At 74.2% G+C, this 25,458-nt stretch carries 29 protein-coding genes; 19 read left to right on the plus strand and 10 right to left on the minus strand.

Features of this window, described 5'->3' with window-relative positions; genetic code table 11:
• Positions 1–121 precede the first annotated feature (121 nt).
• Both AMIR_RS18785 and AMIR_RS18790 read left to right on the plus strand, forming a co-directional pair.
• Positions 122–1,207: an S-(hydroxymethyl)mycothiol dehydrogenase gene (locus tag AMIR_RS18785; RefSeq protein ID WP_015802536.1), complete on the plus strand. Its 1,086-nt coding sequence runs from the start codon at positions 122–124 to the stop codon at positions 1,205–1,207.
• Entirely contained in the window at positions 1,204–1,833 is a 630-nt protein-coding gene (locus AMIR_RS18790) for an MBL fold metallo-hydrolase (protein WP_015802537.1), read from the plus strand. Before AMIR_RS18785 ends, AMIR_RS18790 begins: the two co-directional genes overlap by 4 nt.
• Positions 1,834–1,859: 26 nt before the next feature.
• On the opposite strand, the gene AMIR_RS18795 is transcribed toward AMIR_RS18790, so the two are convergent.
• Positions 1,860–3,062, minus strand: coding sequence for an RICIN domain-containing protein (locus tag AMIR_RS18795; protein WP_015802538.1), 1,203 nt, complete (start codon positions 3,060–3,062; stop codon positions 1,860–1,862).
• Positions 3,063–3,213: 151 nt separating this feature from the next.
• Between AMIR_RS18795 and AMIR_RS18800 the strand changes: the two genes are divergently transcribed.
• The 3 genes from AMIR_RS18800 (at position 3,214) to AMIR_RS18810 (ending at position 7,245) form a co-directional block, all read left to right on the plus strand.
• Positions 3,214–4,476, plus strand: coding sequence for an MFS transporter (locus AMIR_RS18800; RefSeq protein WP_015802539.1), 1,263 nt, complete (start codon positions 3,214–3,216; stop codon positions 4,474–4,476).
• Complete coding sequence (locus tag AMIR_RS18805) at positions 4,473–5,867, plus strand: pyridoxal phosphate-dependent decarboxylase family protein (RefSeq protein WP_015802540.1); 1,395 nt, start codon at positions 4,473–4,475, stop codon at positions 5,865–5,867. Before AMIR_RS18800 ends, AMIR_RS18805 begins: the two co-directional genes overlap by 4 nt.
• Positions 5,868–5,937: 70 nt before the next feature.
• Positions 5,938–7,245, plus strand: coding sequence for a PIN-like domain-containing protein (locus AMIR_RS18810; RefSeq protein WP_015802541.1), 1,308 nt, complete (start codon positions 5,938–5,940; stop codon positions 7,243–7,245).
• A 53-nt stretch (positions 7,246–7,298) separates the two neighbouring features.
• Here AMIR_RS18810 and AMIR_RS18815 read toward each other — a convergent pair whose 3' ends face one another.
• The gene (locus tag AMIR_RS18815; protein ID WP_015802542.1) at positions 7,299–8,561 is read right to left on the minus strand and encodes an MFS transporter; all 1,263 of its coding nucleotides are present in this window, start codon (positions 8,559–8,561) and stop codon (positions 7,299–7,301) included.
• Positions 8,562–8,690: 129 nt separating this feature from the next.
• Between AMIR_RS18815 and AMIR_RS18825 the strand changes: the two genes are divergently transcribed.
• The 5 genes from AMIR_RS18825 to AMIR_RS18845 are packed head-to-tail and all read left to right on the plus strand — an operon-like array spanning position 8,691 to position 11,318.
• On the plus strand, positions 8,691–9,524 hold the full coding sequence (locus tag AMIR_RS18825; protein ID WP_015802543.1) for a hypothetical protein: 834 nt from the start codon (positions 8,691–8,693) through the stop codon (positions 9,522–9,524).
• A gap of 10 nt (positions 9,525–9,534) precedes the next feature.
• The gene (locus AMIR_RS18830) at positions 9,535–9,861 is read left to right on the plus strand and encodes a WXG100 family type VII secretion target (RefSeq protein WP_015802544.1); all 327 of its coding nucleotides are present in this window, start codon (positions 9,535–9,537) and stop codon (positions 9,859–9,861) included.
• On the plus strand, positions 9,858–10,358 hold the full coding sequence (locus AMIR_RS18835) for a WXG100-like domain-containing protein (RefSeq protein ID WP_015802545.1): 501 nt from the start codon (positions 9,858–9,860) through the stop codon (positions 10,356–10,358). The genes AMIR_RS18830 and AMIR_RS18835 overlap by 4 nt, the downstream gene beginning before the upstream one ends.
• Entirely contained in the window at positions 10,351–10,875 is a 525-nt protein-coding gene (locus AMIR_RS18840; protein ID WP_041836861.1) for a hypothetical protein, read from the plus strand. The genes AMIR_RS18835 and AMIR_RS18840 overlap by 8 nt, the downstream gene beginning before the upstream one ends.
• Positions 10,872–11,318 carry a hypothetical protein gene (locus AMIR_RS18845; RefSeq protein ID WP_015802546.1) on the plus strand — a complete coding sequence of 149 codons (447 nt, stop codon included), beginning with the start codon at positions 10,872–10,874 and terminating at the stop codon, positions 11,316–11,318. Before AMIR_RS18840 ends, AMIR_RS18845 begins: the two co-directional genes overlap by 4 nt.
• Positions 11,319–11,369: 51 nt before the next feature.
• On the opposite strand, the gene AMIR_RS18850 is transcribed toward AMIR_RS18845, so the two are convergent.
• The 3 genes from AMIR_RS18850 to AMIR_RS18860 form a co-directional block, all read right to left on the minus strand.
• Positions 11,370–11,783: a VOC family protein gene (locus AMIR_RS18850; RefSeq protein ID WP_015802547.1), complete on the minus strand. Its 414-nt coding sequence runs from the start codon at positions 11,781–11,783 to the stop codon at positions 11,370–11,372.
• Positions 11,784–12,123: 340 nt separating this feature from the next.
• Positions 12,124–12,540, minus strand: coding sequence for a hypothetical protein (locus tag AMIR_RS18855; protein ID WP_015802549.1), 417 nt, complete (start codon positions 12,538–12,540; stop codon positions 12,124–12,126).
• Positions 12,541–12,877: 337 nt separating this feature from the next.
• On the minus strand, positions 12,878–13,222 hold the full coding sequence (locus AMIR_RS18860) for a DUF6292 family protein (RefSeq protein ID WP_049796885.1): 345 nt from the start codon (positions 13,220–13,222) through the stop codon (positions 12,878–12,880).
• A 175-nt stretch (positions 13,223–13,397) separates the two neighbouring features.
• On the opposite strand from AMIR_RS18860, the gene AMIR_RS18865 reads away from it, so the two are divergent.
• Entirely contained in the window at positions 13,398–13,607 is a 210-nt protein-coding gene (locus AMIR_RS18865) for a DUF8129 domain-containing protein (protein ID WP_015802551.1), read from the plus strand.
• A gap of 57 nt (positions 13,608–13,664) precedes the next feature.
• Here AMIR_RS18865 and AMIR_RS38240 read toward each other — a convergent pair whose 3' ends face one another.
• On the minus strand, positions 13,665–13,997 hold the full coding sequence (locus tag AMIR_RS38240; protein WP_049796886.1) for a TetR/AcrR family transcriptional regulator C-terminal domain-containing protein: 333 nt from the start codon (positions 13,995–13,997) through the stop codon (positions 13,665–13,667).
• A 109-nt stretch (positions 13,998–14,106) separates the two neighbouring features.
• On the opposite strand from AMIR_RS38240, the gene AMIR_RS38245 reads away from it, so the two are divergent.
• Positions 14,107–14,796, plus strand: a complete 690-nt coding sequence (locus AMIR_RS38245) for a hypothetical protein (RefSeq protein WP_015802552.1) — start codon at positions 14,107–14,109, stop codon at positions 14,794–14,796.
• A gap of 7 nt (positions 14,797–14,803) precedes the next feature.
• Here the strand turns inward: AMIR_RS38245 and AMIR_RS18880 are convergent, their stop codons facing one another.
• The gene (locus AMIR_RS18880) at positions 14,804–15,478 is read right to left on the minus strand and encodes a GNAT family N-acetyltransferase (protein ID WP_015802553.1); all 675 of its coding nucleotides are present in this window, start codon (positions 15,476–15,478) and stop codon (positions 14,804–14,806) included.
• 139 nt (positions 15,479–15,617) lie between these two features.
• On the opposite strand from AMIR_RS18880, the gene AMIR_RS18885 reads away from it, so the two are divergent.
• Positions 15,618–15,944 carry a hypothetical protein gene (locus tag AMIR_RS18885; protein ID WP_015802554.1) on the plus strand — a complete coding sequence of 109 codons (327 nt, stop codon included), beginning with the start codon at positions 15,618–15,620 and terminating at the stop codon, positions 15,942–15,944.
• Between the two features lie 43 nt (positions 15,945–15,987).
• Here AMIR_RS18885 and AMIR_RS18890 read toward each other — a convergent pair whose 3' ends face one another.
• The 3 genes from AMIR_RS18890 to AMIR_RS18900 form a co-directional block, all read right to left on the minus strand.
• Positions 15,988–16,254, minus strand: a complete 267-nt coding sequence (locus tag AMIR_RS18890; RefSeq protein WP_015802555.1) for a hypothetical protein — start codon at positions 16,252–16,254, stop codon at positions 15,988–15,990.
• A gap of 329 nt (positions 16,255–16,583) precedes the next feature.
• Entirely contained in the window at positions 16,584–17,441 is an 858-nt protein-coding gene (locus AMIR_RS18895) for a Vgb family protein (RefSeq protein ID WP_015802556.1), read from the minus strand.
• The gene (locus AMIR_RS18900; protein ID WP_041836862.1) at positions 17,441–17,905 is read right to left on the minus strand and encodes a hypothetical protein; all 465 of its coding nucleotides are present in this window, start codon (positions 17,903–17,905) and stop codon (positions 17,441–17,443) included. The genes AMIR_RS18895 and AMIR_RS18900 overlap by 1 nt, the downstream gene beginning before the upstream one ends.
• A gap of 624 nt (positions 17,906–18,529) precedes the next feature.
• Here AMIR_RS18900 and AMIR_RS18910 point away from each other — a divergent pair.
• From AMIR_RS18910 to AMIR_RS18935, 6 genes are all read left to right on the plus strand, one after another.
• Positions 18,530–19,537, plus strand: a complete 1,008-nt coding sequence (locus AMIR_RS18910) for a serine/threonine-protein kinase (RefSeq protein ID WP_015802559.1) — start codon at positions 18,530–18,532, stop codon at positions 19,535–19,537.
• Between the two features lies 1 nt (position 19,538).
• Positions 19,539–20,522 carry a hypothetical protein gene (locus AMIR_RS18915; protein ID WP_015802560.1) on the plus strand — a complete coding sequence of 328 codons (984 nt, stop codon included), beginning with the start codon at positions 19,539–19,541 and terminating at the stop codon, positions 20,520–20,522.
• Positions 20,506–21,939: an adenylosuccinate synthetase gene (locus tag AMIR_RS18920; RefSeq protein WP_015802561.1), complete on the plus strand. Its 1,434-nt coding sequence runs from the start codon at positions 20,506–20,508 to the stop codon at positions 21,937–21,939. The genes AMIR_RS18915 and AMIR_RS18920 overlap by 17 nt, the downstream gene beginning before the upstream one ends.
• A gap of 70 nt (positions 21,940–22,009) precedes the next feature.
• Entirely contained in the window at positions 22,010–22,696 is a 687-nt protein-coding gene (locus AMIR_RS18925; protein WP_015802562.1) for an NUDIX hydrolase, read from the plus strand.
• Between the two features lie 319 nt (positions 22,697–23,015).
• The gene (locus AMIR_RS18930; RefSeq protein ID WP_015802563.1) at positions 23,016–24,809 is read left to right on the plus strand and encodes a ricin-type beta-trefoil lectin domain protein; all 1,794 of its coding nucleotides are present in this window, start codon (positions 23,016–23,018) and stop codon (positions 24,807–24,809) included.
• A gap of 103 nt (positions 24,810–24,912) precedes the next feature.
• Positions 24,913–25,323, plus strand: a complete 411-nt coding sequence (locus AMIR_RS18935; protein ID WP_015802564.1) for a hypothetical protein — start codon at positions 24,913–24,915, stop codon at positions 25,321–25,323.
• Positions 25,324–25,458 lie beyond the last annotated feature (135 nt).

Genomic DNA, 25,458 nt, shown 5'->3' on the forward strand with positions numbered 1-25,458 from the left:
CGTCCACTGTGGACGCCGGAACACGCGCGACACCTCAAGGTCAACGTGCGCCGCTCCCGAGCGGATCGCGTAACGTCGCCACCGATCAGTTGTCAGCGCAACAAGCAGGGAGGGGCGGTACATGCCGCACCGCGTCCGTGGCGTCGTCGCCAAGGCCAAGGGCCAGCCGGTGACCGTGGAGACGATCATCATCCCCGACCCCGGTCCGGGTGAGGCCGTCGTCAGGGTGCAGACCTGCGGGGTCTGCCACACCGACCTGCACTACCGCGAGGGCGGCATCAACGACGAGTTCCCGTTCCTGCTCGGCCACGAGGCCGCCGGGATCGTGGAGGAGGTCGGCGAGGGCGTCACCGACCTCGCGCCCGGCGACTTCGTCGTCCTCAACTGGCGCGCGGTGTGCGGCTCGTGCCGCGCGTGCGCCAAGGGCAAGCCGCAGTACTGCTTCAGCACGCACAACGCCGCCCAGCCGATGACGCTGGAGGACGGCACCCCGCTGACCAACGCGCTGGGGATCGGCGCGTTCGCCGAGAAGACCCTGGTGCACAGCGGCCAGTGCACGAAGGTCGACCCGTCGGCCTCCCCCGCCGCCGTGGGCCTGCTCGGCTGCGGCGTCATGGCGGGCATCGGCGCGGCCATCAACACCGGCAACGTCAGCCGGGGCGACACGGTCGCGGTCATCGGCTGCGGCGGCGTCGGCAACGCGGCCATCATGGGCGCGAAGCTCGCGGGCGCGTCGAAGGTCATCGCCGTCGACGTGGACGCGGCCAAGCTGGAGTGGGCGCGCGGGTTCGGCGCGACGGACGTGGTCAACAGCCGCGAGACCGACGCCGTCGAGGCCATCCAGGCGCTCACCGGCGGGTTCGGCGCGGACGTGGTGATCGACGCCGTGGGCCGCCCGGAGACCTGGAAGCAGGCGTTCTACGCCCGCGACCTGGCCGGGACCGTGGTCCTGGTGGGCGTGCCGACGCCGGAGATGACGCTGGAGCTGCCGTTCATCGACGTGTTCTCGCGCGGCGGCGCGCTCAAGTCGTCCTGGTACGGCGACTGCCTGCCCTCGCGCGACTTCCCGATGCTGGTCGACCTGTACCAGCAGGGCAGGCTCGACCTGGACGCGTTCGTCACCGAGACGATCGCGCTGGACGGCGTCGAGGCCGCGTTCGACAAGATGCACGGCGGCCAGGTGCTGCGCTCGGTGGTCCAGCTGTGACCGCGCGCGTCGACCACGCCACCTCGTCCGGGACGTTCTCGCTGGACGGGCAGACCTTCGACGTCGAGAACAACATCTGGGTCGTCGGCGACGACAGCGAGTGCGTGGTGATCGACGCGCCGCACGCGGTGGAGCCGATCCTGGAGCTGGTCGCGGGCAGGCGGGTGGTCGCGATCCTGGCGACGCACGCGCACGACGACCACGTCCGGGTGGCGCCCGCGCTGTCCGAGGCGACCGGGGCCCCGGTGTGGCTGCACCCGGCGGACCTGCCGGTGTGGGAGCTGACGCACGGTGAGCGCCGCCCGGACGGGCAGCTCTCGGACGGGCAGCGGATCACGGTCGGGGGCACCGAGCTGGTGGTGCTGCACACGCCCGGTCACGCGCCGGGGGCGGTGTGCTTCCACGCGCCGGAGCTGGGCGTGGTGTTCACCGGGGACACGCTGTTCCGGGGCGGGCCCGGCGCGACGGGGCGGTCGTTCAGCGACTTCCCGACGATCGTGCGCTCGATCGAGGAGCGGCTGCTGTCGCTGCCCGAGGACACGGTGGTGCACACCGGGCACGGGGACAGCACGAAGATCGGCGACGAGAGCCCGCACCTGGGCGACTGGATCACCAGGGGGCACTAGTCCCCCGGCTCTTCGCGTTCCAGGGGTCAGCGCACCAGCCACTTCTGGTTCGCCCCGCCGTTGCACGGGTACGCGCCGACCTTGGTCGTGGCGCTGCCCCTCGGGTACTCCTGGTCCAGGCAGTGCCCCGTCGCCACGTTGACCAGCGTCGCGGCCTCGTCGACCCGCTCGTCGTGCACGACCCGCCAGAACTCCTCGTCCCCGCCACCGCACGGGTGGGCGACAACGGCGTTGGGGTGCTCCTGGTCGACGCAGTGCCCGGTGCGCTCGTTGGCCAGCTTGACCACGTCCGGCCCCGCCCACTCGAACACCCAGCGCTGGTTCGCGCCGGTGTTGCAGTGGTGCGCGCCGACGACCTCGGTCGCCGCGCCGGTCGGGTGCTCCTGGTCCAGGCACCACCCGCTGGCCGCGTTGGTCAGCACGGGGTTGGTCTCGCCCTGGCCCTCGGTCACGCCGAAGCCGGGGGTCCACACGCCGTCGTCGCCGGTGAAGACGTGCGGCAGGGTGGTCGGGCCGTAGTAGGACTGCACGAAGTCGGAGTCCTGGTCCACCGGGTCCGCGTTGGTGCGGACGTTCGGCTTCGTCAGCTTGGTCCCGGCGGGCGGGGTGTAGGAGTAGACCGTGTAGACCCCGGCGGGGAGGCCCTCGATGACGTTGGCGGGGCCGAGGGTCACGGTGTCGCCGTAGGACGGCTTGCCCTCGACGTCGCGGCCCCTGACGTAGAAGGTCTGGTCGAACTTGCCGCGCTCGTCGGTCAGGATCCCGTCGCCGTTGGAGTCGACCACGGCGTTGACCACGATGTTGTTGCCCAGCTGCGGGAACATCAGCGGGGCCGCGGCGGGGGCGGCTGCGGTCAGCTCGACCTGCCGGGTGACCGGGCCCAGCGACCGCATCCCGACCGCGTCCGCCGACACGTCGAAGACGCCCTGCGGCAGGCCGGAGAAGTGGAACTCCCCGTACGGGTTGGTCTGCGCCGTCCAGCGCTGACCGGTCTCGCGCGCCACGACCTCGACCTCGGTGTACGACCTGAGCCGCTCCGTCGCGTAGCGCGGCCCCTCGCCGACCCGGTTGACCTGCCCGTCCCCGTCCCGGTCGATCCAGACCGTGCCGGTGATCTCGCCTGCGGCCTCCTGCGCCTGCGCGGGCGCCACCGCGACACCCGTGCAGACCAGGGCCGCGGCGAGGACCGCGCCCGTCCTCAGAGCCGCTGTCCTCAGCGCTGCTGACATGCTCTTCCCCCAGTGGTGATCGGCGGGGCAGCCCCGCCGGTGCGCTGGGAGCATATGCAGTGAAGATCAATTCGAAAAGCCGATTACCGCGCGGAACCCCGCAGCCGTGACGGCGGCCGGGCCGTTCACCCGTGCGAGGATCACCCGCACGATGCAGCCGACCACGACGCGCGTGCGCGCGGGCTACGCGCTGGGTTCCCTCGTCACCGGGGCGTTCGGCACCGTCCCCGGTCTGCTCCTGCTGCCCTACCTCACCGACTCGCTCGCCGTGCCCGCCGCCGTCGCGGGCGCGCTGGTGCTGGTCCCCAAGGCGTGGGACGTGCTGTTCAACCCGGTCGCCGGGCGGATCAGCGACCGGGTCGGGGCGCGGCGGCCGTTCCTGCTGGGCGGGGGCGCGGCCACGGCCGCGCTGTTCGCGGCGCTGTTCGCCGGAGTCGGGGACGGGTGGGGCGCGGCGGCGTACGTGGCCGCCGTGTTCCTGCTGTGCGCCACCGCCTACGCGTTCTTCCAGGTGCCCTACGTGGCGATGGCCGCGGAGATCACCGACGACTACCACGAGCGCACCCGGCTGCTGGCGTGGCGGGTCGCGGTGCTGGCGCTGGCGATCCTGGTGAGCGGGGCGGGCGCGCCCGCCGTGCGGGACCTGGTCGGGGGCGCGGACGGGTACCGGGTGATGGGGGTCGCGGTGGGGGCGCTGATCCTGGTGGGGACCCTGGCCTCGGTGGTGGGCACGCGCGGGGCGCCCGTGCGGCGGGACCCCGCGGCGCCGTCGGCCCGCGACTTCCTGGTGGCGCTGCGGGTCCGGGCGTTCCGGCGGCTGCTGGCGGTGTTCTCGGTCCAGGCGGTCGGGCTGGGCGCGATGCTCGCCGGGGTGGACTACTTCGCGCGGCTCGTCCTGGGCGACCGGTCGGCGCAGACGGCGCTGTTCGCCGCGTTCGTGGGGCCCGCGCTGCTGGTGATGCCGCTGTGGCAGCGGGTGGGGCGGCGGGTCGGCAAGCGGACCGGGCTGGTCGTGGCCTCGGCGCTGTTCGCGGTCGCGGCGGCCGGGCTGGGGGCGGCGGGGGTGCTGCCGGGCGCGGCCGTGGTGGCGGTGATGGCGGTGGCGGGCGTCGGGTACGCGGGGATGCAGGTGTTCCCGATGGCGATGCTGCCGGACGTGATCAGCTCGGTCGACGGGCGGCGCGCCGGGCTGTTCTCCGGGGTGTGGACGGCGGGCGAGACGCTCGGGCTGGCGCTGGGGCCGGGCGCGTACGGGGTGGTGCTGGCGGTGGGCGGGTACGCGGCCAGCACGAGCGGGGACGTCACCCAGACGAGCGGCGCGGTGCTGGCCGCGCTGGTCGGGTTCACCGCGCTGCCCGCGCTGCTCGCCGTGCTGCCCCTTCCGCTGCTGCCCCGTGAGGAGACTCCCCGGTGACCGATCCCCTGGCCGAGCTGGCCGCGCTGCGCGCCGCCGACCTGCCCACGCACGGCGGGCGCACCCTGGCCTACGTGTACGACAGCGCGCTGCCGGGGCTGGACGAGTTCGCCGCCGCCGCGCACGCGCTGGCCGCGCCCGCGAACGGGCTGGACCCGACCGCGTTCCCGTCGCTGCTGCGGTTGGAGCGGGAGGTGGTGGCGACGGCGGCGCGGCTGCTGGGCGGCGGGGTCGGGACGGTGACGTCGGGCGGGACCGAGTCGTGCCTGCTGGCGGTGCTGGCGGCGCGCGACTCGCGGCCGGACGTGGCGCGGCCGTCGGTGGTGGTGCCGGAGACGGCGCACGCGGCGTTCCACAAGGCGGGGCACTACTTCGGGGTGCGGGTGGTGGCCGTCCCGGTGGACCCGGTGACGTTCCGGGCCGACCCGGCGGCGATGGCGGCGGCGGTCGACGCGACGACGGTGCTGGTGGTGGCGAGCGCGCCGTCGTACGCGCACGGGGTGGTGGACCCGGTGGCGGAGATCGCGGCGGTCGCGGCGGGGCGCGGGGTGCGGTGCCACGTGGACGCGTGCATCGGCGGGTGGGTGCTGCCGCACGCGGACGTGGCGCCGTTCGACCTCCGGGTGGCGGGGGTGACGAGCGTGTCGGTGGACCTGCACAAGTACGCGTACTGCCCGAAGGGGGTGTCGGTGCTGCTGCACGCCGACGCCGGGTTGCGGCGGGCGCAGTTCTTCGCGAGCGCGGACTGGCCCGGTTACACGATGCTGAACACGACCATGCAGTCCACACGTTCGGGTGGACCTGTGGCGGCGGCGTGGGCGGTGCTGCGGCGGATCGGTGACGACGGGTACCGGGAGCTGGCGGGGCGGGCGCTGCGGAGCGCCCGGGTGGTGCGGGAGGGGATCGGCGCGATCGCGGGGCTGCGGGTGCTGGGCGAGCCGGAGGCGACGCTGCTGGCGGTGGCCGGGGAGGGCGGTGACGGGACGGGCGGGGTGGACGTGTTCGTGGTGGCGGACGAGCTGAAGGCGCGCGGGTGGTACGCGCAGCCGCAGTTCGCGCACGGGGCGTCGCCGGCGAACCTGCACCTGACGTTGACGGCGGCGAACGCGGGGCACGAGGCGGAGCTGCTGGCGGACCTGAGCGCGTCGGTGGCGGCGGCTCGGGAGCTGGGGGCGCCGGAGGTGCCGGAGGGGGTGCTGGCGGCGGTGCGGGGGTTGACGCCCGACCAGGTGACGGCGGAGGGGGTCGCCGGGTTGTTGGCGGCGACCGGGATGGGTGGGGGCGGGGTGCTGCCGGAGCGGATGGCGGGGGTGAACACGCTGCTGGCTGCGGCGGGGCCTCGGGTGCGGGAGCGGTTGCTGGTGGAGTTCCTGGGGGTGCTGCACTCGTAGGGCCTTGTGGGGTGGAAACACATCAAGGCTTCGCTGCGACTAATGGGCAACGGAGGCTTGGAGGCTGACGATGGCTGATGGGGCGGGGATCTACGACGACTTTCCTGGTTACCGGCTGCCGTCTGAGGAGGAGTTGGAGTCGGCCCTCAAGACGGCGCTAGTGGTCGTGGACGCGAACGTGCTGCTCAATCTCTACCGCTACAACAGCTCCACCCGCGATGACCTCTTAGGCGTACTGCGCGAGATCAAGGGCCGCCTATGGGTTCCTCACCAGGTGATGCACGAGTTCTGGCGGAACCGGATGATCGTGCTGAACAGCCGCGACACCAGCGTGGACCAGGTTTTCGCCGCACTGGACAAGCAGAACCGGGCAGCCGAGGACGCCATCCGGTCGTGGGCGAAGGCGACGGCGATCCGAGAGGGCGAGTCCTCCCGGTTCATCGAATCCTTGAGCGAGTTCTACTCCGACCTCAAGGGGCGGATCGGCGCACTGACCCCGGTCTCCACCGCCAATGCGGACCAGAGGCAGCACGAGCCGGTTCTCCAGGAGGTCGAGGAGTTGCTCCGGGGCAAGGTCGGCTCTCCCCCGTCCGACGAGGAGTGGCGGCAAGCCGTGGCCGAGGGCAAGCGCCGTGCGGCGGCCGAGGAGCCTCCGGGGTACTGCGACAAGGACAAGGGGGACTCCTCACTGCCGGAAGGCCCCGCAGGGGACTACCTGGTGTGGACCCAGCTGATGGGGGAGACGGCCAAGCGCGGCACAGACGTGCTGTTCGTGACCGGGGACGAGAAGGAGGACTGGTGGTGGCGCCACAAGTCGGACTTCTACGGCCCCAGGATCGAGCTCTCCTTGGAGCTGTTCCGGCACTGCGGGCAGCGGTTGCACATGATCCGTCCCACCGAACTGCTCAAACGGGCCAGAACGCTGAACGTCGAGGTGCGCAGCGACTCCGTCGACGACGCGGAGCGGGTGAGTCGCGAGCGGGTCATCGCCCCCGAAATCGAGAACGACGAGGCCGGTGAGGCGGCCGACGCGCTCTGGACCGAGGAAGGGGTCACGGCGCTGCTGGACCTGCTGGAGGCGGAAGGGTTGATGCTGGACAAGGTGATCAGGGCGGCGGCGCGGGAAGGCGGCACGATCAGCAGGGAGGCGGTCTACGCGATCTGCGGGTACGACAGCGACCGGATGCTGCGCGGGTTCACCAAGCCGACCAGGCGGATCACCTCGGCACTACAGCGGAATGGGGTCGTGAGCCCAGGCGTGCGCCAGCCGTTGGACACCCTCTACTACTACGGGGAAGTCAAGGCTGGCGCTTTCCGCATCCCGGACGAGATGGTTGCGATCCTGGAAGGCGATCTCCCCCAAGACCGGGACAGCTGAGCACCCCGAGCAACCGCGCGGGGCCGGAACCCCTGGCCCCGCGCGGAGGACCCTCACCCCACGAGCGCCCCCTGCCCCGCGTCGCGCAACCGGGGCAGCACGAGCACCGCCGTCACCACCAGCAGCGCCGCCGCCACCACGAACACCGGGCGCAGGCCCAGCAGTTCGCCGAGCACCCCGCCCAGCGCCGCGCCCAGCGGGACCGCGCCCCAGGACACCACGCGGTGCGCGGCGGTCACGCGGCCGAGGAGGGCGTCCGGGACGACGCGGTGGCGCAGGCCCATCACGACCACGCTCCACACCACCGCGCTCGCGTTCTGCGCGGCCAGCAGCACCACCAGGGCCAGCGCGCCCACCGGGACGCCGTCGACCACCGCCGGGAACGCCGTGTCGATCAGCAGCGCGCCGAACAGGGTCAGCGGGATCACCAGCAGGCCGGCGCCGAGCGCGATCCGCGCGCCCACGCGCGCCACCAGCCTCGGCGCGAGCGCCGCGCCCACCAGGCCGCCCACGGCGGTGCCCGCGAGCAGCAGGCCGTAACCGCGCTCGGTCAGGTGCAGCACCGACCGCTCCCCCACCGCGAACAGCGGCAGCACGCCCCACACCGCCTGCAGCGCCAGGTTCACCGCGCCCGCCGACAGCACCATCGTGAGCATCAACCGGTTCCCCACCAGGAACCTCGCGCCCACCAGCAGGTCGCCGCGCACCGACGTCGGCTCGGCGCGCTCGGCGCGGAACACCCCGCGCAGCCCCCACAGCGCGACCACGGCCACCAGCCACAGCGCGGCGGGCGCGGTGAACGCGGCGACGGCGCCCGCCGCCACCAGCAGACCGCTCAGCGCGGGCCCCACGAACTGGTTGGCCGCCAGCTCCAGCCCCTGCAGCGCGCTGTTCGCCCGGTCGAGGCCGGAGCGGTCCAGGCCCGCGCGGTCGACCACCGCCGGGACCACGGACTGCGCCGACGTGTCGTGGACGACCTCGGCGGTCCCCACGCACAGCGCCACCGCGTACAGCGCCCAGATCGGCGCGAACCCGCCCAGCGCCGCCCCGCCCAGCACCACGAGCAGCGCGGCGCGGACGGCGTTCGCCACCAGCATGGCGCGGCGGCGGTCCACCCGGTCCACGAGCACGCCCGCGGGCAGCGCGCACACCAGCCACGGCAGGTTCACCGCCACCGCGACCCCCGCGACCAGCACGGGCGACCGGGTGAGCTGCAGGGCCAGCAGCGGTAACGCGGTCTTGTACATCCCGTCCGCCAGGTTCGAGACCCCGGACGACGTCAGCAGCCTGCCGAGGCCGCCTCTCCCAGTGCTCACCCGGTGGAGGTTCCCAGATCGGCGTGATCACCCTGCGGAGGGGGCGGCTGCGCCGGGCGGGGACACGGACGGGGCACGGTGAGGCGGACCGGTACTTTGGGTGATCTTCACTCGACGGGGAGGACGGGTTTGACGCAGGACGAGGACTACCAGGCAAGGCTGGACGAGCAGCGCCAGTGGTTAGCCTACGTCCGGGCCGGGGGCGCGCCTCCCGCTCCGGACGGGCGCGAGTACGAGGACTCGGTCGGCACGTCCGGCGAGGGCGCGGTGCGGGCCGTGGTGCGGGACCGCCGGATCTTCGCGGTGACCGTCGACCAGGACGCGCTCCACCAGCCCGCGGGCGCCGTGTCGGCGCTGCTGCGCGAGGCGATCAACCCGGCGTTGGCGCAATCCCGGATCGACACTCCCGCCGCCGGTGACCCCGGCCCGGACCTCGGCGCCGTCGGCGCCCAGCTCTCCGAGTTCGCGCTCCAGGGCGGACAGGCGTTGAACCGGGTCCAGGAGCTGCTGAACGCCTCCATGGCCCAGCTCTCGGGCAAGACCGGCCTGAACGGCGACAGCTCGCCGCAGTACGTCGACCACCTCCTGCAGGACGCGCTGGACGTGGTGCGCTCCACGCAGGCCGCGCTGTCGACCGACCCCGCGCCCCCGGTCACCGGAGAAGGGCGGGACGAGGCCGAGGAGGTGCTCGCCACCGTCACCGACGGCTCGGTGACCGAGCTGGAGCTGACCACCGCGGCGGTGCGCCTCTCCCCCGCCGACCTCGGCCAGGCGGTGCTGGAGGCGGTCAACACCGCGTTGGAGGAGTGGGAGGAGCGCGCGGGCGCCACCGAGCGGTCAGGGCTGGACCTGGAGGCGCTGCAGCGGATCGGCGCGCGCGCCGAGCAGGTGCGCGAGCAGAGCCTGGACCACCTGCGCTCGTACACGACCAGCTTGACCACGATCATGCGCAACATCGACTAGGGGGCGCGCGGTGTTCAAGGACATGGACGTCGACACGCGGGCGCTCGGCGACTCCGCGCAGTCGATCCAGGAGACCGGGGCCGCGTTGGCTAACGACCTCGCCTCGTTCCGCGGCCAGGTCGACGCGCTCGCGAGCGCGTTCGGCGGCGACGAGCTCGGCTCGGCGCTGGCCACGATCTACCAGGTCGTCTCGGAGGCCGCGTTCGAGTCCTTCGGCGACAACGCCGAGGCGCTCGGCGAGATCGGTCTCAACCTGCAGGGCATGGCCGACGACTACTCGGCCACCGAGACCGCGGCCAGCGACGCCTTCCACCTGCTGATGGGAAACCTGGGATGACCGCCGGAATGATGCTCCCGCCCGAGTTGTCGGGGCTGCTCAACACCCTCGGCTTCTCCTGGCCGGAGAGCGACGAGGGCAAGCTGTTCGACCTCGGCGGCCTGTGGTCCGGCTTCGCCGACCGCCTCGGCCCGGCCGCCACCGCCGCCGACGGCCACGCCCAGCTGGTGCTGGACACCAGCAGCGGTGCGGCGGTGGAGCGGTTCAAGGCGTTCTGGACCGACGGCGAGGCGCCGAAGCAGAACCTCGACGACGGGGCCACGGCCTCCTCGCTGGTCGGCGCGGGGCTGTACGTGTGCGCGGGCGTCGTCGTGGCGCTCAAGATCGCGGTCGTGGTGCAGCTCGTCGTGCTGGCCGTGCAGATCGTGCAGGCCATCGCCACCGCCGTGCCGACGTTCGGGCTCTCGCTGCTCCAGATCCCGATCTTCAAGCAGATCACCTCGCTCGTCCTCGACCAGGTGATCGGCCTCGCCGTCAGCCAGGTGCTCGGTGCCTAAGACGAAAAAGCCCAAGCCGTCGCCCGCGGGCACCGCGAACGCCGGCGCCGGGATCTTCACGCCGGTCGTGCAGAAGCTGCGCACCGGCAAGCGACCGGCCGGGGGCTCGTCGAACAACCCGGTCCAGGCGCTCGACGTCGGCTCGTACGAGTCGCTCAAGAAGCGGGAGAAGGTCGGCGACAACCTGGAGCACGACCACATCCCGTCCTCGGCCGCGCTGAAGAAGGCCGAGGAGAAGCGGCTGGGCCGCAAGCTGACCCCGCAGGAGGCGCGCGACCTCCACCAGCGGGGCAGCGCGATCGAGGTGCCGAAGGACGTGCACGCCAAGAGCGACACGTACCGGGGCAGGAACACGCCCACGCAGATCGGCTCGGACGCGGCGGACCTCAGCGCGGCGGCGAAGAGGGATTACGCTACGACCCGCGCGAACCTGCTCGCCAAGGGGTACTCGGCCAAGGACGTGGACGCGGCCCTGGACGCCCTGAAGGCGGAGAACCGCAAGAAGGGGATTCTGTGACGACCGTCAGCGGCGAAGCGGCCGTGTTCCTGGACGTGCTGGGGCACCGGCAGGGCGACAGCCGGATCCTGGAGGCGATCACCCTGGTGGGGCCCGCCATGGAGGTCGAGGAGCTCGACTTCGACGGCGAGAGGTCGGTGTACTTCATCTTCAAGCCCGCGGGGACCGACCTGCTGTTCGAGGACGACGTCCTGGTGTCGGCGATGGTGCGGACGCAGCCGGACGCGCAGGACCCGTCGTACGGGCTGTACCCGCGCCCGGAGGCGCTCGTGGCGGGGCTGCCCGCCGTGGCCGCCCGGCACGAGGTGTCGGCGCTGCTGGGCGCGCCGGAGCGCTCGGGGCCGGCGTTCGACCGGTACCGGGCCAACGGGCGGTACCTGCACTTCGAGTTCGACCCGGACGACCGGGTGGCCCGGATCTCGGCGCTGCTCGAAGCCGTCTGACCGGCGTCGCCGGGGGTGGGGTCCGAGCGGTCCCGCCCCCGGCGGCGGCTTCTAGGCGCGCGCCGCGATGTTGACCATCCAGCGGACGCCGTAGCGGTCCTCGCAGGTGCCGAACTCGTCGCCCCACATCTGCTTCTCCAGCGGCACCAGGGTCGTGCCGCCCTCGGTGAGCGCGGCCCAGTACTCGCGCAGCTCGTGGTCGTCGGCGTCGCCGCTGAGGGTGACGGTGATCCGGCTGCCCTCGGCGTAGTCCATGCCGGGCGGGGTGTCGGAGCCCATCAGGGTGAAGCCCCGGTCGGTCTGGAGCATCGAGTGCATGACCTTGTCGGCGAACTCGGGGTCGGGCATCCCGAACTCGCCGAACGTGGAGACGACGAGGGTTCCGCCGAAGACCCGCTGGTAGAACTCCATGGCCTCGCGGGCCTCGGCGCGGAAGCTGATGTACGGGCTGAGTCGGGAGACCACGGCGAACCTCCAGGCGGGCGGGCTGCGGGTGGGCGGCGGGCACATCGTGCCAACGGCGGGCGGGGTTCGCAGCGCGAGGGGGCCTGGGGGGCGCGTGAGGCTGGGGTGGGGCGCGGTCCGGCTTGTGCGGCGGGGGGAAAGGCGGAGGCGGGAGCGGAGTTCACGGTGGACGGGGTGCCGCTGGTCGGGGCGTTCGCGGAGCGACCGGCCACCGAGCCGCCCCGGTAGCGGGACGGGGCCGAGCCCCCGAGGTGGGTCGCACCTCGGGGGCTCGGGTTCAGCGGCGCGGGGCCAGCAGGGCCGCGCGGACGTGCCCTCCGCGGAGAGCGGGGAGCCGGGCTCACCCCTCGTCGGGTTCGACGACCTCGTCCGGGGCGCGCATCGCGCCCGCCGTGGAGCCGCCCGCCTCGTCGGCGGCCTGGCCCCTGCGCTCGGCCTCGCTCAGCGGGACGGCCAGCAGGTCCGGGTCGCCGGGCGAGTCCGGGTCGGTCTCGGCGTCCGGGTCGGCCTCGGGGCGCGGGCGGTCGTCGAGCTCCGGCTGCTCCTCGGCGAGGCGGTCGTCCAGCGGGCGGGGGTGGGCCTGCTCGTACGGGGTGGTGCCGTACTTGTCGGCGGCGGTCCAGTGCTCGGGCGGGTCCATGCCCGCCTCGAGGGGGTCGAGGCGCAGCCGGTCCTCGTCCAGCTCCTCGGCGACCTCGTCGGGGCCCGCCTGCGGGGCGTACCCGACCAGCTCCTCCGCCTGCTCGTCTCGGCTCATGGGACGCGTGTACCCGCTGCCGCTCGGAGCAATCCCGGCGTGACGAGCGCCACTTGGCCGAACCGGGAACATCCGGCGGGCCCCCGCCGTTGTACGGATCGGTCGGCGCGGTCGTGTCCCCGGGCCTCACCTAGCGCCGTCGCGGAATACCGTCAGGCTGGAGCCGCCACGTGCCACTCGCCGAGAGGCGACCACCGCGCCGACCCCGAGCACGCGAAAGGGCCCGCCCCCCACGAGGGGGCGGGCCCTTTCGCACTGCGGTGACCGCGTGCGCGGCACTCCGTCGCACCGGCGCCGCGCTGAGCCGGTGCTCCGGCGAACCGGCGCCAGGGAGCGCTCACGCGATGCGCGACTGGGGGACCTCGACGTCCTCCAGCAGACCGTCGACCCAGTTCGCGACGTCGCCGGGCGCGGGACGCACCTCCGTGCCGAACCGGGCGACCACGACCGGGTCCTGGCCATCGGCCTCGACGGCGGCGGCCCAGCCCCGGTTCTCGTCCCAGAGCAGAGCGACGTCCCGGTCCGGGAAGTCGGGCAGCACGCCGTCCAGAGCCAGGTAGACCGAGGCGGGCTGCTCGCCCTGCAAGCAGGAGCTGTCACCGCTCAGACCCAGCGCCCTGGTCACCCGACGCGCGTAGAGCTCGAGCTCCCGCACCACGGTGTCATCGAAATCGAGGTCCATCAACTCACCCCGTGAAGTAGTCATGCCCCTCTCACCGAACTGTTCGGTGTACAGCCCCTGTACCCGGACAAACATCCGATAATCACTCATGTGTCCCACGACACGGGATTTCCCCGTAGTGGCGTAGCCGGGTGCGCACGGTTCGTGACCACCGGGGGCGGGTAGCCGGGTCCCCGTGAGCGACTTTCCGCTGCCGGACTACGACCTGCTCGGGCTCAAGGAGCTCCGCGAGCGGGTGCGGGCGCTGGGGTGCGATGAGGTGTCGGAGGTGCTGGCGCACGAGCGCGCGAACGCGGGTCGGACGCCGGTGCTGCGGGTGCTGATCGGGTGGCTGGACCTGCTGGAGGCGGGGGCCTCGCCGGTCCCGAGACCCGAACCCGCGTAACACCGCCGTAACGACCCGACCGTGACCGGTGACGATGGGTGACGACCGGCGGGGCGGTCAGCCGGTGGGCTGAACCCCGTACGCGCGCAGGAACACCTCGGCCGCCTCCTCCCCCGCAGCCCGCGCCTCGGCGGGCGGAAGGGCGCGGCTGCCCCACGCCGAGCGGGCGTCCAGCGCGCCGTCCACCAGGGACAGCAGGTGCCCGGCGGCGCGGTCGGGCTCGCAGCGGCTCAGCGCGCCGGACAGGACCAGCCTGGCCAGGCGGTCGGTGAGCGCGGTGGCGGTCGCGGCGGACGTGCGGCGGCGCACCTCGCCGACCAGCTCGGGGAAGAGCGCGGCGTTGCCGAGCGCGAGCAGCCGCAGCGACCGCACCTCGTCGGACGCCGGCACCGAGGCCAGCTCGCCCTGGAACCGGTGTCGTTCTCCTCGGTGGGCCCGGACATCGGCGACGCGGTTCGCCGACGAGGGCTCGCCCGAGCTGGCCGAGGCCGTCAACGCGGTGCACCGGGAGAAGGCCGCCGCGCACCCCGAGTGGGCCCGGCTGCTGGAGAGCGTGCCCGAGCTGGACCTCTCCGCCGGGTGCGACCCTGGCCCGACCGGGTGGTTGGGCCGGACGGGCGAGCGCGGGGTGAAGCGCCGCTGCGCGGGGGTCGCGGCTGCCAGGATGTGGGCCGTGGCCGACGACGCGCAGGCGCTGATCTCCGAGCTGGACACCAGGATGCGGCGGGACTGCGACCGCATGGCGCTGTGGCGGGTGGTGCACCGCACGACCGGCATGGCCTACAGCGTGGTGCTGATCGCGGTGCCCGCCGTGCTCGCCGCCGGGTTCGCCTCGTCCGAGACGCCGCTGGGCAAGGCGCTGCTGCTGCTCGCCGCCGTGGTGGGCGGGTTGAACGTGACGTTCAAGCCCTACCTGCACAGCCGCAAGCGCCGCTCGGACGTGAACACCATGCGCAGGCTGCGCGACGAGTTCCGGGCCGAGTCGGTGCGGGAGGCGGACAAGCTCGCGGTGTACGAGAAGTACTCGGCGGTCTACGCCTCGGTGTTCGAGGCGCGCGGGCGGGAGCTGCTCGACGGCTCGCTCGGCGCCGACGAGGGCGCCCACGGGGAGAGCGGCCGGGAGGAGGGCGGCCGGAAGGAGGTCGGCAGGAAGCCGGAAGAGCGGCGCGCGGAGGGCTCGCCGGCCTGAGCGCCGGTCACGCCAGCGGCGCGCGGACCGCGATGAACTTCGTCTCCCGGCGCACCGCGAACCCGAGCTTCTCGTAGACCCGGATCGCCCCGGTGTTCGCGGACGCGGCGTGCATCATCGCCGTCTCGCCGCGCTCCGCGATGCCGACCGCGACCGCGAGCACCAGCCGCGCCGCCAAACCCTGACCCCGGTGGGCCGGGTCGGTGCACACGGCGCTGATCTCGGTGTGGCCGTCCGGGCGCATCCGCTCCCCCGCCATCGCGACCAGCGCCCCGCCGCGCCGCACGCCCAGGTAGGCGCCCAGCTCCACGGTGCGCGGCAGGAACGGCCCCGGCTGGGTGCGGGCGACCAGGTCCAGCATCTCCGGCACGTCGGGCGCGCCGAGCCGCACCGCCTCGGCGTCCGGCGCGGGCGTGATGCCGTCGTCGACCAGCTGCACGGCGGGCGTGTGCTGCACCAGCTCCCAGTCGGCCGGGAGGTCGGCGTTGGTGTTGAGGACGACCTGCGCGCCGGGTCCGGTCAACCGGGCCAGGTCGCGCCAGGCGGCGGCGTCCGGGTCGGAGGGCACGGAGTGGAAGGGCGCGACGTCCCGGTGGTAGCGCCGCGCCGCCCCGGAGCCCTCGGCGAACCGGGCCTGCGCGCCGTTCAGCGCCGACCAGGACGGGTTGTCCAGCGGTGACATGCGCCCCTCCTCCTGGCCGGAAACCGGGAGGGATCATCCGTCCGGCTCGGGCGCGCTGTCCAACCGGGACCACATCGTGGACCGGGGCGCGGGCGAACGGGCGGGGTTGAACGGGTGTGGTTGTGGAGAACCGTGGGGCATGGGTGAACAGGAGATGCGGCGGTTCGTGCTGGAGGGCCTCGCCGAGGACGAGCGGCGGGCCGAGCAGGGCAAGGTCCCGCTGCTGGTGGAGGCCGAGCAGCAGGGGCGGCTGAGCCTGCTGCGCACGGACGACGGGCGCGGGTTGCTGCTGACCGGCGGCGGGGTGGCGCCGACGGAGGACGAGGCGCTGGTGCCGTTCCAGCGGAAGGCCGAACTGCTGCGCGAGGAGGTGGAGCGGCTGGCGGACGAGCCGACGCTGCGGCTGCTGGCCACCGTGTACCAGGCGCGGGTGGGGTGGCAGGAGGAGTGGCGCACGCGGGTGTGACCGGCGGGGCGCGGTGGTCGGCGGCCACCGCGCCCCCAGGGTGTCAGGCCGCCGCTCCCGCGCGGGTCAGGCCGCCGCCGAGGGCGAACACCTCCAGCCGTCCGTCCGCGTTGTTGCCCACGCCCTGCGCGGACGACGGGGCGACGGCGTCCACGACCGGCGAGGTGTCGGCGGGCTCGGCCACCGCGCCCGGCGCGGCGGGCAGCAGGGTGGCGACGGCGAGCGCGGCCCCAGTGATCAGGCGCCCGGTGATCAGGCGACCGGTGGTCAGGCGACCGGTGGTCAGACGTCTGGCGAAGCGATCCCTCATGGTCGGAATTCCCCTCCGAGAGCGAACGTCCTCGGCTCGGCCCGTGCTCGGGCGGCCGTCCGGACGGGGATTCACGCTGCAGGCACCGGGCGCCGCCACGCAGCACCCGCGAGCGGGCGGGACGACCCCGGAGGGGATGTCTGCGGGTAATCGGAAAACGCGCCCGGCGAAGGCATCCGCGCAGCTCAGGGCCTGTGAAACGGCGACTTGCCCGAATCGCGTGCGGGAATTCGCCTCACCCTTCCACGACCCGGTTCAGGTGAAGTCGCCGAACGCCGTTGACAGCCCTTTCCCGGCGGCCGAGGGTTGTTCGCCTGCCGGGAAGCGGGTCAGGGTTCGACGCGGGCGACGGCCCCGGATTCCAGGGCCGTCCACAGCGCGCCGTCCGGGCCGAGCGCGATGCCGTGCGGCTCGCTGCCGGGCGGCAGGGCGGCGGTGCCGGTCAGCTCGCCGTCCACGCTCACGCGCGTGACGGCGGCGGTGGCCCACTCGGTGAACCACAGCGCGCCGTCCGGGCCCTCGGTGATGGCGTGCGGGCGGGCCTCGGGGTCGGGCAGCGCGAACTCGGTGATCTCGCCGTCCGGGGTGATCCGGCCGATCCGCCCGGCGAGCACCTCGGTGAACCACAGCGCGTCGGCGGTGGCGGTGATGCCGACCGGGCCCGCGCCGGGGGTGGGCAGCGGGTGGACGCGCAGGTCGCCGTCCACGCCCAGCCTGGCGATCGCGCCCGCCTGGTTGAGGGTGCACCACAGCGCCCCGTCCGGGCCGGTGGTGATCATCGCGGGGAAGCTGCCCGCGGGCAGGTCGAACCAGGTGGCGCGCCCCTCCTCGATCCGGCCGATCTTGCCGGTGGTGGCGGCGGTGCACCACACCGCGCCGTCCGGGCCGCCGGTCACCCCGTACGGGCCCGCGCCGGGCAGGTCCACGGTGGTGGTGCGCCCGGCGGGGGTGGTGCGGCCGAGGCGGTGGTGGCGGAAGTCGGTGAACCAGAGGGCGTCGTCGGTGGCGGTGAGCACGGTCGGCGCGCACGGGGAGAGCTTGAGCGGCACGGGCGTGTGCTCGCCGTCGGTGGTCATCCGGCCGAGCCTGCCCGCGCCGACCTCGGTGAACCAGATCGCGCCGTCCGGGCCGACCGCGACGCCGTAGGGGCCGTCCGCGTCGGGCACCGGGAAGGTGGTGACGCGCATCAGCCCTCCCTGGCGGCGGGCGCGGGGGCGAGGACCACCGGCCACAGCTCGCCCGAGCGCAGCTCCTCGACGACGTCGTCGACGGTGGTCCCCTCCGAGACGGCGACGACGACGGTGGCCTCGGGCAGCTCGGTCGCGTCGACCCGGCCGGTGACGCGCAGCAGCCGGACCGCGTCGGCGTCCCCGGCGGCGGGCTCGGTGAACAGGCCGAGTTCCAGGTCGTAGCCGCCGAGGACGAGCGGGTAGGCGACCAGGTCGACGACGAGGGAGCCCGCGTCGAGCGCGCGCTCCGCCCAGCCGTCGGTCGGGACCAGGTAGAGCGCGTTGTCCCGCTCGTAGCCGTGGTTGCCGAGCAGGCAGACGGCGCGCTCGCCCGGTGACCGCTCGGGATCGATGATCACGAGGAGCACCGGGGCGTCCGGGTCTTCGGGGTTGATCCCGTTGCGCAACAACACTTCCGGCACTCGCGCCTCCATTCGCAGGAGGCGCAAGTAGATCATGAGCGGCGCTCAGCGCCTAGGCCGGGACGACCGGCTCTGCAGCCCGCGCGCGGGCAGCCGGACGGGCTTGGGGCGGGGCGTGACCGCGCAGGTGCTCATCGGTCGGGTCGGGGTCAGCGGCTTCACCGGGTTCTTCTCCTGGGCTCGTGCGGCGGGACGAGGACTCGTGCGGCGGCAGGGGCGCGCAGTCGGCAGGGCTGGTGCAGTCGTGGGCAGGGCGGGACGTGCGGGGCAGGACGGGCAGGACGGTGCGGACAGGACGGGCAGGGCTCGCGCGGCGGTGTAGGACGCCGCGCGTCGGGCGGTGCCACGACGGGTAGGACGCCGTGGCGGGTGGTGCGCGGGCGACGGGTAGGGACGTCGCCCTGACCAGGACTCTGGCAATCGGCCGGAGGGCCGCTCCGGGCAGGGGTGGGTGGGGGCGCGGTTCGGGTGATCACCGCTCTGGACGGTTGTCTCCGCGTCCGGCCCGGACGTTAGCCGCGATCGGCACAGATCACTCCGTTGCCACAAGAGTCCTCACCCCTATGAACGCCCACTTCGCCCAGAAGAGTTGCACGACCGGTTTGAGTCACCTAAACTCAAACTATGTTCACCAGGGACGAAGCCCTCAGGCTGGTCGAGGGCGCTCACTCTTCGACTGGGCTGTTTGGGGACTTCTCCCCCGATCGAGCGCAGACAGCTCACCGGCTGTGGCGGGACCTGCTGGTCGCGCTGCACCCCGACCGCACCGGCCCGGACGACCACCGGGCGCACGCGGCGGCGGCCGAGGTCACCCGGCTGCACGACCGGTGGGCGGGTTCGGGGTCCGCTTCGGTCGAGCTGCGCACGGCCCGCCGCACCTACCGCACGGGTGCGCTGCACCGCGTCGGCAGCGTCGCGAACGTGCACCTGACCGACGGCCCCGAGGTGGTCAAGGTCGTGCGCAACCCGGCGCTGGGCCCGCTGCTGCTGGCCGAGCGGGACGCGCTCACCGCGCTGGCCCGCCTCACCGACGAGCACCGCTGGCTCGCCCCGTACTTCCCGAGGCTGGTCGACGCCTCCGGCGAGGTCGGGCGCGGAGAGCGCGCGTTCACCGTGCTGGCCCCGCTCACCGACGGCTTCCACACCCTCGCCGAGGTCAAGGAGGCCCGCCCCGGCGGCCTGGACGGGCGCGACTGGGCGTGGATGCACCGCAGGCTGCTGCGGGCGGTCGCGGGCGCCCACCTCGCGGGCCTGGTGCACGGCGCGATCACCGCCGACAACGTGCTGGTCCACCCGGAGCGGCACGGCGTGGTGCTCGTCGGCTGGTCGTTCGCCGTCGAGCACGGCCAGCGCCCCCTGGCCAGGGACAGGACCACCACCTACCCGCCGGAGGTCGCGGCGGGCCGGGCGCTCACCGGCGCCACCGACGTGTGGATGGCGCACGCGCTGATGCTCGACCTGCTCGCCCCCGGCGAGCGCCGCCAGCGCCTGTTCGCCGAGGGGTCGATGCAGGACAGCCCCTCGGCCCGGCCCGAGGCGGCCGAACTGCTCGACGAGTACGACGACCTGCTCGACGACCTCTACGGACCACGGGTGTTCCGCCCGTTCGCGATGACCGACGAAGGAGCCTGACATGGGACACGGCCACTGGGACGACAACGCCTACGCCGCGGCGAGGACCTTCCGCGCCGCCAAGGGCATCTCGGACTTCGGCTACACCAGCGCCACGCACGGCAGGCCCGCCGCCGAGTGGAAGGCGCACCCCTCGCTCGACCCGCACGGCGTCGTGGCCCGCGAGTGCCGCGACTCGGACGAGCACGCCGACTCGACGCCCATCGCGGTGCTGTTCGACGTGACCGGCTCGATGGGGCAGGTGCCCCGGATCATGCAGCGCAAGCTCGGCAAGCTGCACGGGCTGATCAAGCGCAGGGGCTACCTGAGCGACCCGCAGGTGCTGTTCGGCGGCATCGGCGACGCCGACAGCGACCGGGTGCCGCTGCAGGTCGGGCAGTTCGAGTCCGACAACCGCATGGACGAGCAGCTGCGCGACATCTTCCTGGAGGGCAACGGCGGCGGGCAGAAGAGCGAGTCGTACGAGCTGGCCGCGTACTTCATGGCCAGGCACGTGGAGACCGACGCCTGGACCAAGCGCGGGCGCAAGGGCTACCTGTTCCTGATCGGCGACGAGCTGAACAAGCCCAGGCTGGAGGCCAAGCACGTCAAGCGGATCATCGGCGACGACCTCGGCGGCCAGGACGTCGACCCGGCGTCGGTGTACCGGGAGCTGGCGCGGCGGTGGCACGTGTTCTTCGTGCTGCCCAAGCAGTCGCACTACTTCGACGACCCGGAGATCGGCGACCACTGGCGCGGGTTGCTGGGGCAGAACTTCCTGAAGCTGGAGGACCCCGGCGCGGTGTGCGAGCTGATCGCGGCGACCATCGGGCTGGAGGAGCGGGTCGTCGACCTGGACCAGGCGCTGGTGGACCTGGCCGAGGTCGGGTCGGGCGACGAGAGCAGGTCGGTGGGCAAGGCGCTGCAGAAGGTCGGCTCGCGGGCGGTGGCCACCTCGGCCGCTCCCCCGGCGCTGGACGGGCCGGACGATGTCAGCCTCGTCTGAGCACGTCGTCGCGGAACCGGCTGGCGGCTCCACCACCGGGGACGAGAGCAGCGGTGGTGGCGCGGTCGGCCGGGGTGCGGCCGAGAGCGGTGTCACCCTCGGCTCCGCCGCGGCTGATCACGTGATCGTGATCGGCCTCGGCTTCGGCGACGAGGGCAAGGGCGCCGTGGTGGACGCGCTGTGCCGGGCCGGGGAGACCGCGGCGGTGGTGCGGTTCAACGGGGGCGCGCAGGCCGCGCACAACGTGGTCGACGGGGACCGGCACCACACGTTCAGCCAGTTCGGGTCGGGCACGCTCGCGGGCGTGCCGACCTGGCTGTCGCCGCACGTGCTGGTCGAGCCGATGGCGCTGGCCGCCGAGGCCCGCGAGCTGGCCGCGATCGGCGTCCCCGACCCGCTGTCGCTGCTGTCGGTGGCGGGCGGGGCGCTGCTGACCACGCCGTTCCACGTGCTGGCGAACCGGGCGCGGGAGGACGCCAGGGGCGCGGGCAGGCACGGGTCGTGCGGCAAGGGCGTCGGCGAGACGGTCTGGTACTCGCTGCTGTCCGAGCGCGCGGCGCGGGTCGGGGACGTGGTGGAGGGGCAGGAGGTGCTCGGGGCGTTCGGGGAGGCGCCCGTGGTCGCCGACTGCCTGCGGCCGGACGTGCTGCGGCGCAAGCTCGACGCGCTGGCCCGGTTCTACGCGCCGCTCGCGACCGCCCGGTGGTCGGTGGACGAGCTGGTGGGGATGTACCGGGACTTCGCCGACGCGGTGCGGATCACCGGCGACGACGAGGTGGCGCGGCTGGCCGGGCGGGGGCGGCTGGTGTTCGAGGGGGCGCAGGGGGTGCTGCTGGACCAGTGGCGCGGCTTCCACCCGCACACCACCTGGTCGACGGTCACCCCGGACAACGCGCGGGCGCTGCTCGGCGGGCTCCCGGCGCGGGTGGTCGGGGTGACCCGGACCTACCAGACCCGGCACGGCGCGGGCCCGATGCCGACCGAGGACGCGGCCGTCGCGGCGCGGTTCCCGGAGCGGCACAACGGGACCGGGCGGTACCAGGGGGCGTGGCGGGCCGGGCACCTGGACGGGGTGCTGCTGCGGCACGCGGTGGCGGCGTGCGGCGGGGTCGACGCCCTGGCGGTGACGCACCTGGACGCGGCGGGGGCCGGGTCGCGGGTGGCCGGGGCGTACGAGGTCGACGGGCGGCGGGTGGCGCGGCTGGCCGAGGTCCCCGGACTGGAGGGGCCGGCCGGGGCCGCGCGCCCGGCGCCCGACCCGCGGGTCGCGGAGCTGCTGGGGCGGGTCGAGCCGGTGCTGGAGGAGCTGGCCGACCCGGTGGGGTGGCTGGAGCGGGAGCTGGGGGCGCCGGTCCTGGTGACCGGCAGCGGGCCGGACCGGTCGCACTACCGGGTGCTGGAGCCCGTGCCGCGCTGAGGGGTCGCGGCACGGGCGAGGGGCCCGGGTGATCAGGTCAGGGGGTGTCGTGGGGCGCGAGTGCTGGACAATGCTTTCCGTGGAAGCAGAACCCGTGGGCGCCCGACCGGGGCAGGTCGAGCCGGGGCACATCGAGTCGTCGCTGGTGTCGGTGGACGTGCTGGCGCTGCGGTTCGACGCCGGGTCGGGCGCGGTGCTGCTCGGGGTGTCGCGGCGCGAGCTGGAGCCGTTCCTCGGGCGGGACGCGCTGCCGGGCGTGCTGCTGGGGAGGGGCGAGCGGCTGCGCGAGGCGGCGGTGCGGGCGGTCGCGGGCAAGCTCGGGGTGCCGGAGGGGGCGGTGCGGGCGACCGGGCAGCTGGCCACGTTCGACGAGCCCTCCCGCGACCCGCGCGGGCCGACGCTGTCGATCGCGCTGTGGGCGACCCTCGACCCGGCGCGCTCGGACGGCCCGCGCTGGGCCCCGCTGTCCGCGGTGCCGCCGCTGGCGTTCGACCACGACCGGATCGTCGCCGACTGCCGGGCGCTGCTGGGCGAGCGGCTGTGGCGCGACCCGGTGTTCACCGCCGGGCTGCTCGGCCCGGAGTTCACCACCGCGCAGGCCCTGGACGCCACCGAGGCGCTGACCGGCGACCGCCCGTACCCGGCGAACCTGGGCAGGCTGATGGACCGCGTCCCCGGCCTTCGCCGCACCGAGCAGCACGCGGCGGCCCGCGCGAAGGGCGGACGGCCGCCGCTGGTGTGGCGCTGGGAGGGGTGACCCCGGCGGAGCCCGATCGGCGAGGGCGACCGGCGGGCGTGATCGACCGGTGAGTGTGGTCGACCGGCGAGTGTGGTCGACCGGCGGGCGGAGGTGGCCCGTGCCGGGTGATCGCTCGGCGCGCCGCGCGCCGGACGCCGCCGTTGGTGTGGCTCTGGTGGTCGCGGCTCCCCGGCGTCTCGCCCGTGGCACGCGCCGCCGGTAGCGTCCGCCGCACGGGTGCGGGCGGGATGCCGCCCGCGTCCGAGGGTCACGGCGGAACCACCAACACCGAACGCGGGCGAGGTGCCCTCCCCTCCCCCGCGAGAGGAGGGCAACGATGCCTCGGTCCACCCCCTGCGGAGTCGGCGCGCGACGCTCACCCGGCCGCCGGGCGGGCAGACCACCCGGCAGGCTCGCCGCGCTGGTCGCGGCGGCGCTGGTCGCGGTGGGGCTCGTCCCCGCCCAGGCCGCGACCGGTTCGGCGGAACCGGCGTTAGCCGCAGCGGGCGCGGAGACAGCGGGCCGGTCGGCGCCTGACCAGGTCGCGCCGGCAGCGGGCTCCCCCGCCGACGTGCGCCCCGCCGACGTGCGCCCCGCCGCCCCCGGCAGCCCGGCGACCACCCCGCCGATGGGCTGGAACTCCTGGAACACCTTCGGCTGCAACATCAGCGAGAGCACGATCCGCGACGGCGCCGACGCGCTGGTCTCCTCCGGGATGCGCGACGCCGGCTACCAGTACGTCGTCGTGGACGACTGCTGGTTCGACGTCCAGCGCCTGCCCGACGGCAGCCTGCGCGGCGACCCCACCCGGTTCCCCAGCGGCATGAAGGCGCTCGGCGACTACATCCACGCGCGCGGCCTGAAGTTCGGCATCTACCAGGTGCCCACCGACCGCACCTGCGCCCAGCGCGGCGGCGCCTACCCCGGTTCCACCGGCAGCGTCGGGCACGAGGAGCTGGACGCCCGCACGTTCGCCTCCTGGGGCGTGGACTACCTCAAGTACGACTGGTGCTCCCCCGAGGGCGACCGGGACGAGCAGGTCGCCCGGTTCGCGCTGATGCGCGACGCGCTGCGCGCCACCGGCCGACCGATCGTGTACAGCATCAACCCGAACAGCTACCACGCGATCACCGGTTCCACGTACGACTGGGGCGAGGTCGCGGACCTGTGGCGCACCACCGAGGACCTGCTGGACATCTGGCGCAACGAGAACACCAACAGCTACCCGATGGGCGTGGTGAACGTCGTCGACGTGAACGCCCCGCTCGCCGCGCAGGCCGGGCCCGGCCGGTGGAACGACCCGGACATGCTGGTGGTGGGCAGGCCGGGCCTGACGACGCAGCAGTCGCGGGCGCACTTCGCGCTGTGGGCGCTGATGGCCGCGCCGCTCATGGCGGGCAACGACGTGCGCGCCATGCCCGCCGAGATCTCCTCCATCCTGCGCACGCCCGGCCTCGTCGCGGTGAACCAGGACGCGCTGGGCGCGGGCGGTCGCCGGGTGCGCGACGACGGCGACACCGAGGTGTTCGCCAAGCCCCTGGCCGACGGGTCGGTCGCGGTGGGCCTGTTCAACCGGGGCGCGCAGCCCGCGCGGATCAGCGCGGGACCGGCCGAGGTCGGGCTGGCCGGGACGTCGCTGGCGCTGACCGACCTGTGGACCGGGGCGACCTCGACCGGCGCGCGGATCACCGCGGACGTGCCCTCGCAGGGGGTCGCCGCGTTCCGCGTCACCGGGGCGGGGCCGCTGGCCCAGCAGACCGGGACGCTGCTGGGCGTGGCGTCGCGGCGCTGCCTGGACGTGCCGGGCGCGGTGACGACGCCCACGGCGCGGCCCGCGCTGTGGGCGTGCCACGGTGCGGCGAACCAGCTGTGGACGCTGTGGCAGGGCGGCGAGGTGCGGATCTACGGGGCGCAGTGCCTGGACCTGCTGGAGACGGGTGGCGCGCCGGGCACCCCGGTGGTGACGGCGCTGTGCGACGGGCGGGCCTCGCAGCGGTGGACGCGCGACGGACAGCGGCTGGTGTCCACCTCCGAGGGCACCTGCCTGGACGCGCGCGGCGTCGCGGCGGGCACGGCGGCGGGGGTCCAGCCGTGCGACGGGCGCGCCTCGCAGCGGTGGCTGCTGTCCTGAGCGCGACGGGGGGCTCTCCGCTTCCCGTGCCCGCCGTTCCGTTCCCGGACAGGTGATCAGGGGTACCCGTCGGGTGACAGCCGGTCGTGCCGAGGAGGTCATCTTGCAACCGTTCCCCTTCGCCCCGTGGATCTGGCGCGACGCCATCACGGCGCTGCACGAGCAGGAGCACCCCCTGGAGCCTGACGTGTCGCTCGCGGACCGGCCGGACACCGGGCTGCTGGGCTTCGAGGTGCGCGCCACCGACGGGCGGGTGGGGGTGGTGGACTCGGAGAACGCGCTGCTGCCCGCCGACTGCCTGGTGGTGGACGTGTCCGGCGGCAACCGGGTGGCGCTGCCGGTGGGCGTGGTGTCGGGCGTGGACCGGGAGGCTCGGGTGGTGCAGGTCGACCGCACCACCGAGCAGGTCGCGGGCGCGCCCGAGTTCGACCCGGACGAGGTGGACCCGCCCGCCTACCGCGAGCGGCTGGGCGAGTACTACTCGGACAGCTACCGGGTGACGCCGCCCTGGTAGGGGCATGACGCGCCCCGGCGGGGGTGCTCTTGGTGGCGGTGACGCGCCCCGGTGGGGGTGGTGCGAACGGAGGGCGGTCCCCGGTTCGGGGGCCGCCCTCCGTCGTTCGACCGGGTGGCGCGCCCGGTCCGGTGA

The organism is Actinosynnema mirum DSM 43827 (assembly GCF_000023245.1).
In the GTDB taxonomy this organism is placed as follows: domain Bacteria; phylum Actinomycetota; class Actinomycetes; order Mycobacteriales; family Pseudonocardiaceae; genus Actinosynnema; species Actinosynnema mirum.

Excerpts from the sequence above, each read along its gene's own strand:
- AMIR_RS18795 (WP_015802538.1), bottom strand. The coding sequence starts at position 3,062 with ATGTCAGCAGCGCTGAGGACAGCGGCTCTGAGGACGGGCGCGGTCCTC.
- AMIR_RS18835 (WP_015802545.1), top strand. The coding sequence starts at position 9,858 with ATGACCGCCGGAATGATGCTCCCGCCCGAGTTGTCGGGGCTGCTCAAC.
- AMIR_RS18810 (WP_015802541.1), top strand. The coding sequence starts at position 5,938 with ATGGCTGATGGGGCGGGGATCTACGACGACTTTCCTGGTTACCGGCTG.
- AMIR_RS18800 (WP_015802539.1), top strand. The coding sequence starts at position 3,214 with ATGCAGCCGACCACGACGCGCGTGCGCGCGGGCTACGCGCTGGGTTCC.
- AMIR_RS18915 (WP_015802560.1), top strand. The coding sequence starts at position 19,539 with ATGGGACACGGCCACTGGGACGACAACGCCTACGCCGCGGCGAGGACC.
- AMIR_RS18910 (WP_015802559.1), top strand. The coding sequence starts at position 18,530 with ATGTTCACCAGGGACGAAGCCCTCAGGCTGGTCGAGGGCGCTCACTCT.
- AMIR_RS18930 (WP_015802563.1), top strand. The coding sequence starts at position 23,016 with ATGCCTCGGTCCACCCCCTGCGGAGTCGGCGCGCGACGCTCACCCGGC.
- AMIR_RS18885 (WP_015802554.1), top strand. The coding sequence starts at position 15,618 with ATGGGTGAACAGGAGATGCGGCGGTTCGTGCTGGAGGGCCTCGCCGAG.
- AMIR_RS18880 (WP_015802553.1), bottom strand. The coding sequence starts at position 15,478 with ATGTCACCGCTGGACAACCCGTCCTGGTCGGCGCTGAACGGCGCGCAG.
- AMIR_RS18920 (WP_015802561.1), top strand. The coding sequence starts at position 20,506 with ATGTCAGCCTCGTCTGAGCACGTCGTCGCGGAACCGGCTGGCGGCTCC.
- AMIR_RS18925 (WP_015802562.1), top strand. The coding sequence starts at position 22,010 with ATGCTTTCCGTGGAAGCAGAACCCGTGGGCGCCCGACCGGGGCAGGTC.
- AMIR_RS18785 (WP_015802536.1), top strand. The coding sequence starts at position 122 with ATGCCGCACCGCGTCCGTGGCGTCGTCGCCAAGGCCAAGGGCCAGCCG.
- AMIR_RS18860 (WP_049796885.1), bottom strand. The coding sequence starts at position 13,222 with ATGGACCTCGATTTCGATGACACCGTGGTGCGGGAGCTCGAGCTCTAC.
- AMIR_RS18895 (WP_015802556.1), bottom strand. The coding sequence starts at position 17,441 with ATGCGCGTCACCACCTTCCCGGTGCCCGACGCGGACGGCCCCTACGGC.
- AMIR_RS18890 (WP_015802555.1), bottom strand. The coding sequence starts at position 16,254 with ATGAGGGATCGCTTCGCCAGACGTCTGACCACCGGTCGCCTGACCACC.
- AMIR_RS18855 (WP_015802549.1), bottom strand. The coding sequence starts at position 12,540 with ATGAGCCGAGACGAGCAGGCGGAGGAGCTGGTCGGGTACGCCCCGCAG.